This is a genomic window from Mesorhizobium sp. M1252 (assembly GCF_040318265.1).
Taxonomy (GTDB): Bacteria; Pseudomonadota; Alphaproteobacteria; order Rhizobiales; family Rhizobiaceae; genus Mesorhizobium.
Genome location: NZ_JAMYLX010000006.1, coordinates 155,616 through 173,170, shown reverse-complemented (window position 1 = coordinate 173,170; position 17,555 = coordinate 155,616). Strand labels below are relative to the sequence as shown.

Annotated in this window: 13 protein-coding genes; 9 read left to right on the top strand and 4 right to left on the bottom strand. The window is 63.4% G+C overall.

Annotated elements, in window-relative coordinates; all coding sequences use genetic code 11:
• The first annotated feature begins 8 nt into the window (after window positions 1-8).
• Window positions 9-797 carry a 3'(2'),5'-bisphosphate nucleotidase CysQ gene (cysQ, locus tag NKH22_RS14400; protein WP_031196090.1) on the top strand — a complete coding sequence of 263 codons (789 nt, stop codon included), beginning with the start codon at window positions 9-11 and terminating at the stop codon, window positions 795-797.
• Between the two features lies 1 nt (window position 798).
• Here cysQ and NKH22_RS14395 read toward each other — a convergent pair whose 3' ends face one another.
• The 4 genes from NKH22_RS14395 to NKH22_RS14380 all read right to left on the bottom strand — a co-directional run bounded on the left by NKH22_RS14395 (window position 799) and on the right by NKH22_RS14380 (window position 4,832).
• Entirely contained in the window at window positions 799-1,941 is a 1,143-nt protein-coding gene (locus NKH22_RS14395) for a DegT/DnrJ/EryC1/StrS family aminotransferase (protein WP_023698144.1), read from the bottom strand.
• Between the two features lie 297 nt (window positions 1,942-2,238).
• Window positions 2,239-3,162 (bottom strand): carbohydrate kinase family protein, encoded by a 924-nt coding sequence (locus NKH22_RS14390; protein ID WP_023708422.1) that lies wholly within the window; start codon window positions 3,160-3,162, stop codon window positions 2,239-2,241.
• Window positions 3,159-3,605 (bottom strand): RbsD/FucU family protein, encoded by a 447-nt coding sequence (locus NKH22_RS14385; protein WP_023684581.1) that lies wholly within the window; start codon window positions 3,603-3,605, stop codon window positions 3,159-3,161. The genes NKH22_RS14390 and NKH22_RS14385 overlap by 4 nt, the downstream gene beginning before the upstream one ends.
• Window positions 3,606-4,832 carry an ROK family transcriptional regulator gene (locus tag NKH22_RS14380; protein ID WP_352909921.1) on the bottom strand — a complete coding sequence of 409 codons (1,227 nt, stop codon included), beginning with the start codon at window positions 4,830-4,832 and terminating at the stop codon, window positions 3,606-3,608.
• Window positions 4,833-5,096: 264 nt separating this feature from the next.
• Between NKH22_RS14380 and NKH22_RS14375 the strand changes: the two genes are divergently transcribed.
• The 8 genes from NKH22_RS14375 to NKH22_RS14340 all read left to right on the top strand — a co-directional run bounded on the left by NKH22_RS14375 (window position 5,097) and on the right by NKH22_RS14340 (window position 17,399).
• Window positions 5,097-6,074, top strand: coding sequence for a sugar ABC transporter substrate-binding protein (locus NKH22_RS14375; RefSeq protein WP_081725578.1), 978 nt, complete (start codon window positions 5,097-5,099; stop codon window positions 6,072-6,074).
• Window positions 6,075-6,224: 150 nt separating this feature from the next.
• Complete coding sequence (locus NKH22_RS14370) at window positions 6,225-7,286, top strand: ABC transporter permease (RefSeq protein ID WP_023670725.1); 1,062 nt, start codon at window positions 6,225-6,227, stop codon at window positions 7,284-7,286.
• The gene (locus tag NKH22_RS14365; RefSeq protein WP_023670726.1) at window positions 7,283-8,065 is read left to right on the top strand and encodes an ATP-binding cassette domain-containing protein; all 783 of its coding nucleotides are present in this window, start codon (window positions 7,283-7,285) and stop codon (window positions 8,063-8,065) included. The genes NKH22_RS14370 and NKH22_RS14365 overlap by 4 nt, the downstream gene beginning before the upstream one ends.
• Window positions 8,066-8,205: 140 nt before the next feature.
• A complete protein-coding gene (locus NKH22_RS14360; RefSeq protein ID WP_023692757.1) occupies window positions 8,206-10,668 on the top strand; it encodes a glycogen/starch/alpha-glucan phosphorylase in 2,463 nt (820 codons plus the stop codon).
• Window positions 10,669-10,739: 71 nt separating this feature from the next.
• The gene (gene glgB / locus NKH22_RS14355; protein WP_023692758.1) at window positions 10,740-12,953 is read left to right on the top strand and encodes a 1,4-alpha-glucan branching protein GlgB; all 2,214 of its coding nucleotides are present in this window, start codon (window positions 10,740-10,742) and stop codon (window positions 12,951-12,953) included.
• Between the two features lie 83 nt (window positions 12,954-13,036).
• Window positions 13,037-14,302: a glucose-1-phosphate adenylyltransferase gene (glgC, locus tag NKH22_RS14350; RefSeq protein WP_023670729.1), complete on the top strand. Its 1,266-nt coding sequence runs from the start codon at window positions 13,037-13,039 to the stop codon at window positions 14,300-14,302.
• A gap of 19 nt (window positions 14,303-14,321) precedes the next feature.
• Complete coding sequence (gene glgA / locus NKH22_RS14345) at window positions 14,322-15,767, top strand: glycogen synthase GlgA (RefSeq protein WP_023692759.1); 1,446 nt, start codon at window positions 14,322-14,324, stop codon at window positions 15,765-15,767.
• Window positions 15,768-15,770: 3 nt separating this feature from the next.
• Window positions 15,771-17,399 carry an alpha-D-glucose phosphate-specific phosphoglucomutase gene (locus NKH22_RS14340; RefSeq protein ID WP_023692760.1) on the top strand — a complete coding sequence of 543 codons (1,629 nt, stop codon included), beginning with the start codon at window positions 15,771-15,773 and terminating at the stop codon, window positions 17,397-17,399.
• The last annotated feature ends 156 nt before the right edge of the window (window positions 17,400-17,555 follow it).

The following is a 17,555-nucleotide window of genomic DNA, read 5'->3' as shown; positions in this document are numbered from 1 at the left end:
ACGAAGTGATGCTCGACGTGTTCGAGCGCCTGGCGCTCGAAGCCGGACGCGAGGTGATGCGGGTCTTCAAGGCCGGCTGCGCGGTCGACAGCAAGTCGGACTCCTCGCCGGTCACGGAAGCCGACCGCGAGAGCGAGACGATCATCCTCGCCGGCCTGCGTGCGGCCTATCCCGATATTCCCTGCGTGGCCGAGGAAGAGGTCGCCGAAGGCATTGTGCCGCCCGATCTGGATGGCGCCTTCTTCCTGATCGATCCGCTCGATGGAACGAAGGAATTCGTCAACCGCCGGACCGATTTCACCGTCAACATCGCGCTTGTCCGGCACGGCGTGCCGGAGATCGGCGTCGTCTTCGCACCGTGCAGCGGGCGGTTCTTCTCTGGACGGCCGGGCTGGGCCGAAGCAATCGAGGTCGATGGCGACTTCCGTATTGTCGGCCGCCGGCGGATTTCGGTCAGGAGGGCGGTCACGCCGCTGGCGGTCGTTGCCAGCCGCTCGCACAACACCCCGGAGACCGAAGCCTTCATCAAGGATCTCGGCGCCGCCGAGATCGTCTCGGTCGGCTCATCGCTGAAATTCTGCCTGCTCGCCGCAGCCGAAGCCGACATCTATCCGCGCTTCGGCCGCACCATGGAATGGGACACGGCGGCCGGCGACGCCGTACTGCGCGCCGCCGGCGGCATGACGCGCACGCTGGACGGCGAGCCGCTCACCTATGGCAAGCGCAAACAGAGCGACGACGAGGATTTCGCCAACCCGCATTTTATTGCGAGCGGGAAGGCGGCGGACGCGGCGTAACTTACGCCGCCGCTACATGCGCCGAGTTCGAGCCAATGTAGTTGCGGATCGTCTCGATGATGCGGTCCTGGTCGGCTTCGCTGAGATAGGGATGCATCGGCAGGCACAGGATGCGCTTCGGCAGTTCCTCCGAAACCGCAAGCCCGGTCGGCGTGCGCGGATAGTCGCGATAGGCGACCTGCTCGTGCAGCGGCTTCACATAATAGATCACCGAAGGGATGCCCTTTTCGCCGAGATGCGCCCTCAACCCGTCGCGCTTCGGCGTCTCGATGGCGTATTGCGCCCAGGCCGAGCGGCCACCGCCCAGATTGCGTGACGCCTTGACGATGTCGCCGAGACCTTCGGCGTAGCGCTTGGCCACCACCTGGCGGGCGACCATCTCGTCTTCGAGGATGGCGAGTTTCTCGATCAGGATCGCCGCCTGGATCGTGTCGAGGCGTGAATTGATGCCGACGCGGACATTGTCATACTGCGTCTCGCCCTTACCGTGGAACGCAAACGAGCGCAGCTGGTCGGCCAGCGCGTCGTCATTGGTGAACATCGCGCCGCCATCGCCGTAGCAGCCCAGCGGCTTGGCCGGATAAAAGCTGGTCGAGCCGACATGGCCGAAGGCGCCGCACATTGTGCCGTCGGCCGAACCGCCGATCGACTGCGCCGCATCCTCGATCACCAGCAGCCCTTCGCGCTTGGCAATCGCCATGATCGCCTCGTAGTCGGCGGCAAGCCCGAACAAGTCGACGGGAATGATCGCCTTCGGCTTCAGCCGGCCTTCCTTCTTGATCATGGCGATCGCCGCCTCGAGGCTGGCGATGTCGATGTTGTAGGTCTCGGCGTCGACATCGACGAACACCGGTTCGGCCTTGGCAAGCGCCACCACTTCCGCCGTCGCGGCAAAGGTGAAGCTCGGCACGAACACCGCGTCGCCGGGGCCGATACCGGCGGCAAACAGCGGCAACAGCAGCGCGTCGGTGCCGTTGGCGCAGGCCACGACATGCTTGGTGCCGATATAGGCTGCGAGCTTGTTTTCGAATTCGGTGACTTGCGGTCCGAGGATATAGCGGCCTTCCTCGACGACATTGTCGATCGCGGCCTTCAGCCGGTCGCGGATACGTTCGCGCTGCGCGCCAAGATCGATGAACTGCATGTCGGCCTCAAAACGGTGTGGTGCGGGCTGCCCCGGGGACAATGACACGCACAGAAACAACAACTTAACCGGGCCGCTGGTACCAGAGTTGGGCCGGTCTAGAAAGCCGGACCGGCCGCGGGACGGATTGTCTAGGTGTCGCAGCCTGTTACTTCAGGCTTTCCCTGCATTGCCGCAAGATGCCGGAAATCCGGGCTTCGCCGCCTATTAATCCGGCTGATTCAGTGCGTCTTTCCGGCTCGCGGAAACATAAAGTGATCGGCTGCTTGCAGCGGCTGGCGGCGGACTAAGCGTGGATCAGGCGATTTCGTGCCGCCAGGGCGGGTTGGCGCCGGCCCGCGACACGGTCACCGCCGCCGCTTTGGCGCCGAGGGCCAGCGCCTGACGGATGGCGTCCTCCGAAAGGCCGCCGATCCCGGCCTTGGTGAGCAGGCCTTGCTCGTGCAGCGAGGCCAGAATGCCGGCATTGAAAGTGTCGCCGGCGCCGACCGTGTCGACCACCTCCACCTTATGCGGCATCACCGTGACCTTGTGATCCCTGCTGTAGCCGACTGCGCCTTCGCTGCCATGGGTGACGACGATCAGCTTGGGGCCCCGATCGAGCCAATTGCGGATGACGTCCTCATGCGAGCCGGCCTCGCCGAACCAGTGCAGATCCTCATCCGATAGCTTCACGATGTCGGCCATCGCCATCATCGAGCGGATGCGCCGGAGGTGCTTGGCTTTGTCGGGGATGAAGTTCGGCCGGATGTTGGGGTCGAGCATCATGACGCGGCGTTGGTGCTCGCGTTTCATGAATTCTTCGTAGGCAGCACCCGCCGGATCCGAAATCAGGCTGATGGCGCCAAACAGCATGGCTTCGATCTCGGCGCCCAGTTTCGGCAGATCCTCTGTCGTCAGCATGCGCCCGGCGGTGTTTTCGTCGTAGAAAGTGTAGGTCGCCTGGCCGTTGGTGAGCCGCACGAAGGCGAGCGTGGTCGGGCGAGGGGAGGTGTGCGCATAGGTGGAGCTGACCTTGCTTGCGCCGAGCGCCTCGCGGAACTGGCCGCCGAACAGATCCGACGACAGGCCGGAAAAGAAGCCGGCGGGCGCGCCGAGGCGGCCAAGCGCGATCGCCGTGTTGAACACCGCGCCGCCGACATAGGGCGCAAAGGCCGGCTCGCCCTGTGTCGTGGTGCGCGGCAGCATGTCGATCAGGGCTTCGCCGCAGCAGAGGATCATGATTTCTTGTTCTCCGGCGGATAGATCACGCCCTTGCGGATGATGATGTTGGCGTAGAGCCGGGGTTCGCTGGTCCCGACGATCGCATATGCCGACCGGACGCGTGCATAGAAGTCGGCGCCCGCCAGCGCAACCACCTTGCGGCCCGGCGCGCGCCTGGTGCAGATCGTTTCGATTTCATGGTGGACCGGATCGGCAACCGAGGGATCGCCTTTGACCGAGGCACGAAACAGCGCTTCCGGCACGAAGTCGTCCACCGGCAGCACGCTCAAAATGGCGTCAAGCACCGGTATGAGGTGAAGACCGTCGGCGCGGATCAGCCTGTTTGCCTGTTCTTCCGCCGGATAGTTGCCGTCGACAAGCGCGATCTCGTCGCCATGGCCCATGGCGCGCAATGTCGCCAGAAGCTCCGGACCGAGCAGCGACGGAATACCGATCAGCATTCAGGTGCTCCGGGAAATGGTGTTCGAACCGATGAGGAAGCGTTCGGACAGCGGCAGGCTGGCGCCGCCCAGCGCCCGGGCATGGATGCCGACGGTGCCTTCGCGCACCACCGGAAGCTTCAGGCCTTCGCCGTCAATGGTGCCGATCGCCTGCCTGACGGCATCGACGAGCCGGCGGCGTACGGCGAGCGGCATCCAGCCATCGATCACCGCGGCCTCGAAATCGATCACCGAGGACGCCGCGACAATGGCGTAGGCAAGCGCCTGCGAGGCGGTGGTAATCCAGTCGTCCAGATCGGCGCCGATCTCGCCCCATTCCTGCGGCGAGGTCCAGAGATAGGAGCCGTCAATGCCGCGTGCGTTAAGCGCCTTTTCCAGCATGGCGATCGAGGCGACGTCGATGAGCTGCGTCGGCTTGCCGTCTGGTCCCGGCACCGGCATCGAACCCAGCGCCCCGGCATTGCCTGTCGGTCCGCCAAAAAGCCGGCCATTGAGCACGATGCCGCCGCCGGCAAAGGCGCCGATGTAGAAATAGACGAAGTCGCGCGCGCCGCCGGTCTGGCCGAACACCAGTTCGGCGCCGCAGGCCGACGTCGCGTCATTCTGCAGATAGACCGGGAATTCGCATTGCGCCTGGATATCGGAGCGAATGTCGCGATGGCGCCATTCGTCCATGATGTCGCGTGGCGCGCCGGCGGTGTCGGCCCAGTTCCACAGTTCGAACGGCATGGCGATGCCGAGCCCGGCAATGCGCTTGTCCTGCGCAGGTGTCAGTTCGGCGCGCATCGTCGTCATGCCTGATGTCACGAACTCCACCGTCTCGCGCGGCGCCGGATAGCGGTAGGAGTGCTGCAGCATGGAACGCACAGTTCCGAGGAAATCGATCAGCACCAGTTCGGCGCTGCGGCGGCCGATCTTGAGGCCGATGAAGAAGGCGCCTTCGGGGTTCAGCGCCATCGGGATGGAGGGCTGGCCGATCTTGCCGCGCAACGGCGCCTGGCGCAGCAGCAGGCTGTCTTCCTCCAGTTCGCGCATGATGACCGAGACGGTCTGCGCTGAAAGCCCGGTCATGCGCGCAATGTCTGATTTGGCCAAGCTGCCGTGCTGGCGAACCAACGACAGCACCAGCCGCTCATTGTGGTCGCGCATGCCGCTCTGGTTGGTGCCACGGTGGAGACGGCTGGCGGCCGCCTCGGGCGAACCGTGCCTCGCAATGCCGGTCTCCACCCTTGTTCCTTCCCTTGGTTTATTCTTACTGCTTTTGCGGCAGAATGAGTGAACCGCGCAAAGCTGTCAATAATAAATAAGAGTGATTTAATTATTGACAGGCGGCTCCCGCTGGTGTCATTTGAGGGCGCGTCCACACTGGGAGAACTTCAGTGGATGCGCTCGAGATGCCGGTTGGCGGCATCCGCATAGTTCCATGGGAGGAAGATCGTGACCAAAGCATTATTGAAGTCCACCGTGTTCGCCGCGGCGGGCCTCGGCCTGATGGCGTTTGCTTCGACAGCATCGGCCGCCGGCGTCGGCGCCTGCCTGATCACCAAGACCGACACCAACCCCTTCTTCGTCAAGATGAAGGAGGGCGCGACCGCCAAGGCCAAGGAACTTGGCGTCGACCTCAAGACCTATGCCGGCAAGATCGACGGCGATAGCGAGAGCCAGGTGGCGGCGATCGAAAGCTGCATCGCCGACGGCGCCAAGGGCATCCTGATCACCGCGTCCGACACCAAGGGCATTGTGCCGACGGTGAAGAAGGCGCGTGACGCCGGCCTGCTGGTGATCGCGCTCGATACCCCGCTGGACCCGATCGATGCCGCCGACGCGACCTTCGCGACGGACAATCTGGAAGCCGGCAAGCTGATCGGCGCCTGGGCAGCCGCGACCCTCGGCGACAAGGCCAAGGACGCCAAGATCGGCTTCCTCGACCTGACCCCCTCACAGCCGACCGTGGATGTGCTGCGCGACCAGGGCTTCATGATGGGCTTCGGCATCGACGTGAAGGATCCCAACAAGATCGGCGATGAGGACGATGCCCGCATCGTCGGCCACGACGTCACCAACGGCAATGAAGAAGGCGGCCGCAAGGCGATGGAAAACCTTCTGCAGAAGGACAACTCCATCACCGTCATCCACACCATCAACGAGCCCGCCGCTGTCGGCGCCTACCAGGCGCTCAAGGCGGTCGGTCTCGAAAGCCAGGTGCTGATCGTCTCGGTCGATGGCGGCTGCCCCGGCGTGAAGTCGGTGACCGAAGGCGTCATTGGCGCCACCTCGCAGCAATACCCGCTGCAGATGGCGGCACTCGGCATCGAGGCGATCGCCGCCTTCGCCAAGGACGGCGCCAAGCCGAAGCCGACCGAAGGCAAGAACTTCTTCGACACCGGCGTCAACCTCGTCACCGACAAGCCGGCCAATGGCGTGAAGTCGATCGACACCAAGGAAGGCCTCGCCAAGTGCTGGGGCTGATGGCTGTCTGACAGCCAGCGACAAGCTGACGGCCGGGGGCTTGATCCCCGGCCGCTTCGGGTGGACGATGCGTCACGCGAATAATCCCGGCAGCAGACCGGACAGGCGCGAGCGGGTATCGGCATGGAGCTGAAGCCCAGGGGAGGAAACATGGCTCAAGCACAGGAATTCGAGAAGGTTCTCTCGAGCAGCGACACAAGCGTTGCCGCCTTTGACGAGCACAAATCGGCCGTCAAGCGCATCCAGCATTTCCTGCACTCCACGCCGGCGGCGGTGCCGCTGATTGTGCTGGTCCTGTCGATCGTAATTTTCGGCATCGCCATTGGCGGGCGTTTCTTCTCATCCTATACGCTGACGCTGATCCTGCAGCAGATCGCCATCGTCGGCATCCTCGGTGCCGCGCAGACACTGGTCATCCTGACCGCCGGCATCGACCTGTCGATCGGCGTGATCATGGTGATTTCGGCCGTGATCATGGGCAATTGCGCGGTCAGCTACGGCATGCCGGCCGTGCTCGCAGTGCCCATCGGGCTTGCCGCCGGCGCAGCCTGCGGCCTGCTTAACGGTTTGCTGGTCGCCTACATGAAGCTGCCGCCGTTCATCGTCACGCTCGGCACCTGGAACATCGTCATGGCGACCAACTTCATCTATTCGGCCAACGAGACGATCCGCGATACCGACGTCGACGCCCAGGCGCCGCTGCTGCATCTCTTTGCCCTGAGTTTCAAGATCGGCACGGCGGTGCTGACACTGGGCGTCATCGCCACGGTCGTGCTCGTTTTGATCCTCTGGTACGTGCTCAATCACACCGCCTGGGGCCGCCATGTCTACGCCGTTGGCGATGATCAGGAGGCGGCGAAGCTGTCTGGTATCCAGACCAAGAAAGTGTTGATGACGGTCTACACCCTTGCCGGGTTGATCGCCGCTTTCGCTGCCTGGGTTTCCATCGGCCGCAACGGCTCGATCTCGCCGTCAGCCGCCGTCACCGACTACAACCTGCAGGCGATCACCGCGACGGTGATCGGCGGCATTTCACTGTTCGGCGGGCGCGGCTCAATTCTGGGCACGCTTTTCGGCGCGATGATCGTCGGCGTCGTCTCGATGGGCCTCAACATGCTGGGCGCCGATCCGCAATGGAAGGTGCTGCTCACCGGTGTGCTGATCATCGGCGCCGTGGCGATCGACCAATGGATCAGAAAGGTTTCGGCATGACCGTGGAACCCATCCTCACCGCGCGTGGCCTGATCAAGCGCTATGGCCGCGTCACCGCCCTCGATAATGCCGACTTCGACCTCTACCCAGGCGAAATCCTGGCCGTCATCGGAGACAATGGCGCCGGCAAATCATCGCTGATCAAGGCGATTTCCGGCGCCGCCGTGCCCGACGAAGGCGAGATCCGTCTTGAAGGCAAAGCTGTCGCTTTCAAATCGCCCATGGAGGCGCGCGAGGCGGGCATCGAGACGGTCTACCAAAACCTGGCTTTGTCGCCGGCTCTGTCGATCGCCGACAACATGTTCCTCGGCCGCGAGATCCGCAAACCCGGCTTCCTCGGCGACTGGCTTCGTATGCTCGACCGGCCCGCAATGGAAAAGCGCGCCCGCGACAAGCTGACCGAGCTTGGGCTGATGACCATCCAGAACATCAGCCAGGCGGTGGAAACGCTGTCGGGTGGCCAGCGTCAGGGCGTGGCGGTGGCGCGCGCCGCCGCTTTCGGCAGCCGTGTGGTGATCATGGATGAGCCGACCGCGGCACTCGGCGTCAAGGAGAGCCGCCGCGTGCTGGAACTGATCCTCGACGTCAAGAAGCGAGGCCTGCCGATCGTGCTGATCTCGCACAACATGCCGCATGTCTTCGAGGTTGCCGACCGCATCCATATCCATCGGCTGGGTCGCCGCCTCTGCGTCATCGATCCCAAGCAATATACCATGTCCGACGCCGTCGCCTTCATGACGGGAGCGAAGGTTCCGCCGGAGGCTGCACTCGCTGCCTGATCCGCTCGACGGATAAATTGCCGCAGGGGAACTGGCGGCATGCTGGTCTAAATCGATTGAACGTATGTTGCGATGCACTAGGATAGGCTGGGACTGAGAGCGAAAGCCGGTATGATCGCAGCACGATCACGAGAGGCAGTATGACGCGAACAATGACAGCCAAAGCCCCCGATCTCGAAATACCCGATCCCAAGACGCTGGCCGACGAAGTCTTGCTGGCTCTCAAATACCGGGTCGGCAAAGGCACCTCCGTTGCCACGCAATATGATTGGCTGACAGCCTCGATCAAGGTCGTGCGCGACCGCATCGTCGATCACTGGATGCAGGCGACGCAGGAGGCCTACGCCCAGCAGGAAAAGCGCGTCTATTACCTGTCGCTCGAATTCCTCATCGGCCGGCTGATGCGCGATGCCTTCTCCAATCTCGGCCTGATGGACAATATGCGAGAAGCGCTCAAGTCGCTGGGCGTCGACCTCGACCTCATCGCCGGGCTCGAACCGGATGCAGCGCTCGGCAATGGCGGTCTTGGCCGGCTCGCCGCCTGCTTCATGGAAAGCATGGCGACCGTCGACATTCCCGCGCATGGCTACGGCATTCGCTACGCCAACGGCATGTTCCGCCAGGAGATCCATGATGGCTGGCAGGTCGAACTGCCCGAAACCTGGCTCGACCACGGCAACCCATGGGAGTTCGAGCGCCGCGAACGCGCCTTCGAGGTCGGCTTCGGCGGCTCGGTGGAATCGATCACCTCCAAGGATGGCCGGCTCGAACGTCACGTCTGGAAGCCGACCGAGCATGTCCAGGCCGTCGCCTACGACACCCCGGTGGTCGGCTGGCGCGCTAACCGCGTCAACACGCTGCGGCTTTGGTCCGGCATGCCGATCGATCCGATCCTGCTCGACAAGTTCAACGCCGGCGACCACATCGGCGCGCTGGCCGAAAGCAACAAGGCCGATGCCTTGTCGCGTGTGCTTTACCCCGCAGATTCCCACAAGGCCGGCCAGGAACTGCGGCTGCGGCAGGAATATTTCTTCTCCACCGCGTCGCTGCAGGACATCGTCCAGCGCCATCTCAGCCAGTATGGCGATCTCGCCTCGCTGCCCGACAAGGCGGCGATCCATCTCAACGACACCCATCCGGCGATCGCCGTGCCGGAGCTGATGCGCCTGCTGATGGACGTCCATGGCATGGATTTCGACCAGGCCTGGGATATTACCAAGCGCACCTTCGGCTACACCAACCACACGCTGCTACCGGAGGCGCTGGAAAGCTGGCCGGTGCCGCTGTTCGAACGGCTTTTGCCGCGCCATATGCAGATCGTCTACGCCATCAATGCGCAGGTTTTGCTTGAGGCCCGCGCCACCAACCAGTTTTCCAATGAGCAGATCAGCCGCATCTCGCTGATCCAGGAAAATGGCGACCGCCGCGTGCGCATGGGTAACCTGGCCTTTGTCGGCTCGCACTCGATCAATGGCGTGTCGGCGTTGCACACCGAGCTGATGAAGGAGACGGTGTTTGCCGATCTCCACAAGCTCTATCCCGATCGCATCAACAACAAGACCAACGGAATCACGCCACGCCGCTGGCTGATCCAGTGCAATCCAGGCCTCACCGCGCTCGCCCGCGCGGCGATCGGGGACCGTTTCCTCGACGACATCGACGCCATCAAGGGGCTCGAAGCCTTTGCCGGTGACGCCGCCTTCCGCGACAAGTTCGCCGCCGTCAAGCGCTCCAACAAGATCAAGCTCGCCAATCTGGTCGCCGACCGGCTCGGCATCAAGCTCGACCCGTCGGCGCTGTTCGACATCCAGGTCAAGCGCATCCACGAATACAAGCGCCAGCTGCTCAACATCCTGGAAGCGATCGCGCTCTACGACCAGATCCGCTCGCATCCCGAACAGGACTGGATGCCGCGCGTCAAATTCTTCGGCGGCAAAGCGGCGCCCAGCTACCACAATGCCAAGCTGATCATCAAACTGGCCAACGACGTTGCCAAGGTCATCAACAGCGACCCGTCGGTGCGCGGCCTGCTGAAAGTGGTGTTCGTGCCGAACTACAATGTCAGCCTGGCCGAGGTGATGATGCCGGCCGCCGACCTGTCCGAGCAGATTTCGACTGCCGGCATGGAGGCGTCGGGCACCGGCAACATGAAGTTCGCGCTGAACGGCGCCTTGACCATAGGCACGCTCGACGGCGCCAATGTCGAGATCAAGGAATGCGTCGGCGACGACAACATCTTCATCTTCGGCCTGAGCACGGCGGAAGTCGCCGAGCGGCGCAGCAATGGCTACAACCCGCGCGCCGTGATCGAGGGCTCCCCTGAATTGGCGCAGGCTGTTGCCGCAGTATCGTCGGGCGTGTTCTCGCCCGACCAGCCGGATCGCTACCGCGAGCTGGTCGACGGTCTCTACAACAGCGATTGGTTCATGGTGGCGGCGGATTTCGACGCCTATGCCGCCGCCCAGCGCGATGTCGACGCCGTCTGGCGCAACAGCCCCGATTGGTACGCGCGCGCTATCCGCAACGTTGCCCGCGTCGGCTGGTTCTCTTCCGATCGCACGATCCGCCAATATGCGAAAGAAATCTGGAACGTGCCCGCCTGATATGATTGCATGAGGCCCACGACAATGGGTCTTGTGCACAAGAACTGGTTCCCAGGGAGGGACACCGCCTGATGAAGAAACCGCGCGCGACCGCGACGACGAGCGGGTCGGACGGGCTGGCGTCAGCCGGCGATGTCGCCGCAATTGTTGCAGGCACGCATGGCGATCCTTTTGCAATCCTGGGCGTGCATGATGCCGGCAAGAGCCTGGTTGCCCGCTGCTTCGTCCCCAATGCCGAGTTCGTCACCGCATACACGCTGGCCGGCAAGAACGCCGGCGAACTCACGCGGCGCGACGACGCCGGTTTCTTCGAAGGCAGACTGTCGATCAAGAAGCGCCAGCCGCTGCGGTATCACGCCAAAAATGCCGGCGGCGACTGGTGGCTGACCGATCCCTATTCCTTCGGCCCGGTACTCGGCCCGATGGATGATTATTACATCGCCCAAGGGTCGCATCTCAGGCTGTTCGACAAGCTCGGCGCCCATCTCCTCGACCATGAAGGCGCGTCGGGCGTCCATTTCGCGGTCTGGGCGCCCAATGCAAGGCGCGTCTCCGTGGTCGGCGACTTCAACGAATGGGACGGCCGCCGCCATACGATGCGCGACCGCCGCGACACCGGCATCTGGGAACTGTTCATTCCCGATATCGGCGCCGGCCACCCCTATAAATACGAGATCATTGCCCCGGACGGCGTGCGCCTGCCGCTCAAGGCCGATCCGTTCGCCTTCAAGTCGGAATTGCGCCCGGCCACAGCCTCAGTGACGGCGGTGCCGCCGGCGCATGAATGGGGCGACGAGGCGCATCGCGCTTACTGGCGAAAGGCCGATCCCCGGCGCGAAGCCATATCGATCTACGAGGTCCATGCCGGTTCGTGGCAGCAGCACGATGATGGCAGCTTCCTGTCATGGGACGAACTCGCCAACCAGCTGATCCCCTATGCTGTCGAGACCGGCTTCACCCACATCGAGTTCCTGCCGATCTCCGAACATCCCTATGACCCGTCATGGGGTTATCAGACAACCGGACTTTATGCCCCCTCAGCGCGCTTCGGCGACCCCGACGGCTTCGCCCGTTTCGTCGACGGTGCGCACCGCGCCGGCGTCGGTGTCATCCTCGACTGGGTGCCGGCGCATTTCCCGGTCGACGCGCATGGCCTGGCCAATTTCGACGGCACAGCACTTTATGAGCATGCCGATCCGCGCAAGGGTTTTCATCCCGACTGGAACACCGCGATCTACAATTTCGGCCGCCGCGAGGTGGTGTCGTTCCTGGTCAACAATGCGCTGTTCTGGGCCGAGAAATACCATGTCGACGGTTTGCGCGTCGATGCGGTGGCCTCGATGCTCTACCTCGATTATTCGCGCAAGGCCGGCGAATGGATCCCCAACGAGAAGGGCGGCCGCGAAAACCTCGAAGCAGTCTCCTTCCTGCAGAAGATGAACAAGGAGGTCTACGGCCACCATCCCGGCGTGATGACCATCGCCGAGGAATCGACCTCATGGCCGAAGGTCTCGGCGCCGGTGCATGAAGGCGGACTGGGCTTCGGCTTCAAATGGAACATGGGCTTCATGCACGACACGCTGGAGTATTTCGCCAAGGAGCCGATCTTCCGCAAACATCACCACAACGACCTGACCTTCGGCCTGACCTACGCCTTTTCCGAGAATTTCGTGCTGCCGCTGTCCCATGACGAGGTCGTGCACGGCAAGGGCACGCTGCTCGGCAAGATGGCCGGCGACGACTGGCAGAAGTTCGCGACTTTGCGCGCCTTTTACGCCTTCATGTGGGGCTATCCCGGCAAGAAGCTGTTGTTCATGGGCCAGGAATTCGCCCAGCACCGCGAGTGGAGCGAGGCGCGCGCGCTCGACTGGAACCTGCTCGACTTCCACCCGCATCGCGGCGTCTGGCAGACGGTGCGCGACCTAAACTATCTCTATCGCTCGCGCCCAGCGCTGCATGCACGCGACTGCGAGCCGGACGGCTTCTCCTGGCTGATCGTCGACGACAAGGAAAATTCGGTCTTCGCCTGGCTGCGCAGCGCGCCCGGCGGCAACCCGATCGCCGTCATTTCCAACTTCACGCCAGTGCCGCGCGACAATTATCGCGTGCCATTGCCCAAGGTCGGCAAATGGCGCGAAATCATCAACACCGACGCTTCGGACTACGGTGGTTCGGGCAAGGGCAATGGCGGTGTGGTCGAAGCCAGGGCGGAAGGAGGAGGCATTTCGGCAACGATGCTTTTGCCGCCGCTGTCGACGATCATGCTTGAACTCGTTGCGGACTAGGTCCGTCAACTCGTTTCGGATTAGGTCCGTCGACTCGTTGCGGACCGGGCGATGCTCCAGACTGGTAATTTGGGAGGGTAAAAATGGCAGACTTGAAGAGAACCCAGCCGCTGGCGCGCGATGCCATGGCCTATGTGCTGGCCGGCGGCCGCGGCAGCCGGCTCAAGGAATTGACCGACCGCAGGGCCAAGCCGGCTGTCTATTTCGGCGGCAAGACGCGCATCATCGATTTCGCGCTGTCCAATGCGCTGAATTCCGGCATCCGCCGCCTCGGTGTCGCCACCCAGTACAAGGCGCATTCGCTGATCCGCCACCTGCAGCGCGGCTGGAACTTCCTGCGGCCGGAGCGAAACGAAAGCTTCGACATCCTGCCGGCCAGCCAGCGTGTCTCGGAAACGCAGTGGTATGAAGGCACCGCCGACGCCGTCTACCAGAACATCGATATTATCGAAGCCTATGGCCCCGAATACATGGTCATCCTCGCCGGCGACCACATCTACAAGATGGACTACGAGCTGATGCTGCGTCAGCACGTCGACGCCAATGCCGACGTCACCGTCGGTTGCCTCGAAGTGCCGCGCATGGAAGCGACCGGCTTCGGTGTCATGCATGTCGACGGCAAGGACAACATCATCGCGTTCGTCGAAAAGCCCGCCGACCCGCCCGGCATTCCCGACAAGCCGGAATTCGCGCTGGCTTCGATGGGCATCTATGTCTTCAAGACCAAGTTCCTGATGGAGCAGCTGCGCCGCGATGCCGCCGAGCCGGGTTCAAGCCGCGACTTCGGCAAGGACATCATCCCCTACATCGTCCAGCACGGTAAGGCGATCGCGCATCGCTTCGCCAAATCCTGCGTGCGCTCGACGGCCGAGAACGAGGCCTATTGGCGCGATGTCGGCACGGTCGACGCCTACTGGGAAGCCAATATCGACCTGACCGACATTACCCCCGAACTCGACCTCTACGACCGTGACTGGCCGATCTGGACCTATGCCGAATTGAAGCCGCCGGCAAAGTTCGTGCATGACGAGGATGGCCGGCGCGGTTCGGCCGTCTCCTCGCTGGTCTCAGGCGATTGCATCGTCTCGGGTGCTTCGCTGAAGCGCAGCCTGATCTTCACCGGCGCGCGCATCAACTCCTATTCGACGCTGGAAGAGGTCGTCATGCTGCCCGACGTTCATGTCGGCCGGAACGCAAAGTTGAAGCGCGTCGTCATCGACCACGGTGTAAGGATACCGGAAGGGCTGGTGGTTGGCGAAGACCCTGTTCTCGACGCCAAGCGTTTCCGGGTTTCGGAAAAGGGCATCTGCCTGGTCACGCAGGACATGATCGACAAGCTGAAGCTGTAAGACGGGGTACCATAAACGCATGCAGGTTCTGTCGGTCACGCCCGAGATATTCCCGCTGATCAAGACCGGCGGACTTGCCGACGTGACCGGCGCATTGCCGATCGCGCTGGCCGCCAAGGGCGTGACCATGCGCACGCTCATCCCCGGCTTTCCCCAGGTGATGGACGCCTTCAAGAAAAAGAAGGCTGTCTACCAATACCCGCTGCTGCAGGGCGGCAAGGCTTCGGTCCATGCCGTCAAGATCGCCGGGCTCGACCTGTTCGTGCTCGACGCGCCGCATCTCTACGACCGTCCCGGCGGCCCTTACGGCAATGCGGCCGGCGCCGATTGGCCCGACAATTGGCGGCGTTTTGCTGCGCTGAGCCAGGTCGGTGGCGATATCGCCGGCGGCGCCATTTCCGGCTACCAGCCGGATCTCGTCCACGCCCATGACTGGCAGTCGGCGATGACGCTGGCCTATATGCGCTACGGCAAGGCGGTCGGCGTGCCGTCGCTGATCACGGTTCACAACCTTGCCTTCCAGGGTCAGTTCGGCGCCGGCATTTTTGGCGAGCTCGGCTTGCCGGCCGCGGCGATGGCGCTCGACGGCGTAGAATACTATGGCGGCGTCGGCTTCCTCAAGGCCGGCCTGCAGGCGGCCTGGGCGATCACCACGGTGAGCCCCACCTATGCCCAGGAAATCCGCTCGCCGGAATTCGGCATGGGCCTCGACGGCCTGATCAACATGCGCTCTTCCGACCTCTACGGCATCGTCAACGGCATCGACACCGACATCTGGAACCCGGAGACCGACAAGCATCTGGTGTCGGCCTACTCCGCCGCGACGCTCAAGGCTCGGCTTCCCAACCGGGCGGTTGTCGAGGACCGCTTCAGCCTCGAGCGCGACGACAGTCCGATCGTCTGCGTCGTCAGCCGGCTGACCTGGCAGAAGGGCATGGACATACTGGCGGCTGTGGTCGACGGCGTCGTCGCCACCGGCGCGCGGCTGGCGATCCTCGGCTCAGGCGACGCCGGCCTGGAAGGCGCGCTGCTGGCTGCCACCGCCCGCCATCGCGGCCGTGTCGGCGTCGTCGTCGGCTATGACGAGGGGCTTTCCCACACCATGCAGGGCGGCTGCGACGCCATCGTCATCCCGTCGCGCTTCGAGCCTTGCGGGCTGACCCAGCTTTACGGCCTGCGCTATGGCTGCGTGCCGGTCGTCGCCCGCACCGGCGGCCTTGCCGACACCATCATCGACGCCAATGAAGCAGCGATCTCGGCCGGTGTCGCCACCGGCTTCCAGTTCGCGCCCAATAGTGGCGGCGCCATGCTGCACGCCATCCGCCGGCTGGTCGATGCGCATTCGAGCCCGGCCGTCTGGGAACAGATCCAGCGCCAGGGCATGAAGGCCGATGTCTCCTGGGACAAGAGCGCCGACAAATACGTTGAACTCTACCGCCTGCTGCTTTCGAAAAGGGTTGCCTGAAGCATGATCCGGACCGTCGCCACCAAACCCTATCTCGACCAGAAACCCGGCACGTCCGGCCTGCGCAAGAAGGTGCCTGTCTTTCAGCAGGAGCACTATGCCGAGAACTTCATCCAGTCGATCTTCGACGCGCTGGAGGGCTTTGAGGGCAAGACGCTGGTGATCGGCGGCGACGGCCGCTTCTACAACCGCGAGGTCATCCAGAAGGCCATCGCCATGGCGGCGGCCAACGGCTTCGGCAAGGTGATGGTCGGGCAGGGCGGCATATTGTCGACGCCGGCGGCGTCGCATGTCATCCGCAAATACAAGACCTTCGGCGGCATCATCCTGTCGGCCAGTCACAATCCGGGCGGCCCGCACGAGGATTTCGGCATCAAGTACAATGCCGGCAATGGCGGCCCGGCGCCGGAAAAGCTGACCGACGCGATCTTCGAAAAGACCAAGACGATTTCGAGCTTCAAGACCGCCGACATCGACCAGATCGACATCGACAAGATCGGCACGGTGACCGCCGGCGGCATGGCGGTCGAGATTATCGACCCGGTCACCGACTATGCCGAATTGATGGAGAGCCTGTTCGACTTCGACGCCATCCGCGCCAATTTCAAATACGGCTTCCGCATGCGCTTCGACGCCATGCATGCGGTCACCGGCCCGTATGCCAAGGAAATCCTCGAGCGCCGGCTCGGCGCGGAGAATGGCACCTGCCGCAACTACAAGCCGCTGCCGGATTTTGGCGGCCATCACCCGGATCCGAACCTGGTCCACGCCAAGCATCTCTATGACGAGATGATGGGACCGGATGCGCCCGATTTCGGCGCCGCTTCCGACGGCGACGGTGACCGCAATCTCATCATCGGCAAGGGCATTTTCGTCACCCCGTCGGATTCGGTGGCCATGCTTGCCGCCAATGCGCAATTGGCGCCGGGCTACAAGGACGGCCTCAAAGGCATCGCCCGCTCGATGCCGACCAGCGGCGCTGCCGACCGCGTCGCCGAACAGCTCGGCATCGGCATCTACGAAACGCCGACCGGTTGGAAGTTCTTCGGCAATCTGCTCGATGCCGGCATGGCAACGATCTGCGGCGAGGAAAGCGCCGGCACCGGCTCGAACCATGTCCGTGAAAAGGACGGGCTGTGGGCGGTGCTGTTGTGGCTGAACATCCTGGCCGTGCGCGGCGAAAGCTGCAAAGACGTCGTCACCGAACATTGGGCGACCTACGGCCGCAATTACTATTCACGTCATGACTATGAGGAGGTCGAAACCGGGCGCGCCAACGCCCTGGTCGACGAGTTGCGCGCCAAGCTCGCTTCGCTGCCCGGCACCAGCGTGCGCGGACTGAAGATCGCCAATGCCGACGACTTCGCCTATCACGATCCCGTCGACGGTTCGGTGAGCAAGAACCAGGGCATCCGCATCCTGTTCGAAGGCGGCTCGCGTGTCGTGTTTCGTTTGTCCGGCACCGGCACGTCGGGTGCTACGCTGCGCGTCTACATCGAGCGCTACGAGCCGGACAAAGCGCGGCATGATCTCGACACGCAAGAGGCGCTCGCCGACCTGATCGCGGCTGCCGATGATATCGCCGGGATCAAGAGCCACACCGGGCGCAACAAGCCGAGCGTGATTACTTGAGGGTGGTGACGTCTTTACCCTCCCCCTTGTGGGGAGGGTCGATCCGCGCAGCGGATCGGGTTGGGGGTGCTCGTAAAGCGCTTTCCCCGCGCCGACCCCCACCCCGCTCACTTCGTTCGCGACCCTCCCCACAAGGGGGAGGGTGGAGGATGCGCC

What these genes read in the sequence shown, in the direction of transcription:
- cysQ (WP_031196090.1), top strand. Translation starts at nt 9, where the DNA reads ATGCTCGACGTGTTCGAGCGCCTGGCGCTCGAAGCCGGACGCGAGGTG.
- NKH22_RS14395 (WP_023698144.1), bottom strand. Translation starts at nt 1,941, where the DNA reads ATGCAGTTCATCGATCTTGGCGCGCAGCGCGAACGTATCCGCGACCGG.
- NKH22_RS14390 (WP_023708422.1), bottom strand. Translation starts at nt 3,162, where the DNA reads ATGATCCTCTGCTGCGGCGAAGCCCTGATCGACATGCTGCCGCGCACC.
- NKH22_RS14385 (WP_023684581.1), bottom strand. Translation starts at nt 3,605, where the DNA reads ATGCTGATCGGTATTCCGTCGCTGCTCGGTCCGGAGCTTCTGGCGACA.
- NKH22_RS14375 (WP_081725578.1), top strand. Translation starts at nt 5,097, where the DNA reads ATGGCGTTTGCTTCGACAGCATCGGCCGCCGGCGTCGGCGCCTGCCTG.
- NKH22_RS14370 (WP_023670725.1), top strand. Translation starts at nt 6,225, where the DNA reads ATGGCTCAAGCACAGGAATTCGAGAAGGTTCTCTCGAGCAGCGACACA.
- NKH22_RS14365 (WP_023670726.1), top strand. Translation starts at nt 7,283, where the DNA reads ATGACCGTGGAACCCATCCTCACCGCGCGTGGCCTGATCAAGCGCTAT.
- NKH22_RS14360 (WP_023692757.1), top strand. Translation starts at nt 8,206, where the DNA reads ATGACGCGAACAATGACAGCCAAAGCCCCCGATCTCGAAATACCCGAT.
- glgB (WP_023692758.1), top strand. Translation starts at nt 10,740, where the DNA reads ATGAAGAAACCGCGCGCGACCGCGACGACGAGCGGGTCGGACGGGCTG.
- glgC (WP_023670729.1), top strand. Translation starts at nt 13,037, where the DNA reads ATGGCAGACTTGAAGAGAACCCAGCCGCTGGCGCGCGATGCCATGGCC.
- glgA (WP_023692759.1), top strand. Translation starts at nt 14,322, where the DNA reads ATGCAGGTTCTGTCGGTCACGCCCGAGATATTCCCGCTGATCAAGACC.
- NKH22_RS14340 (WP_023692760.1), top strand. Translation starts at nt 15,771, where the DNA reads ATGATCCGGACCGTCGCCACCAAACCCTATCTCGACCAGAAACCCGGC.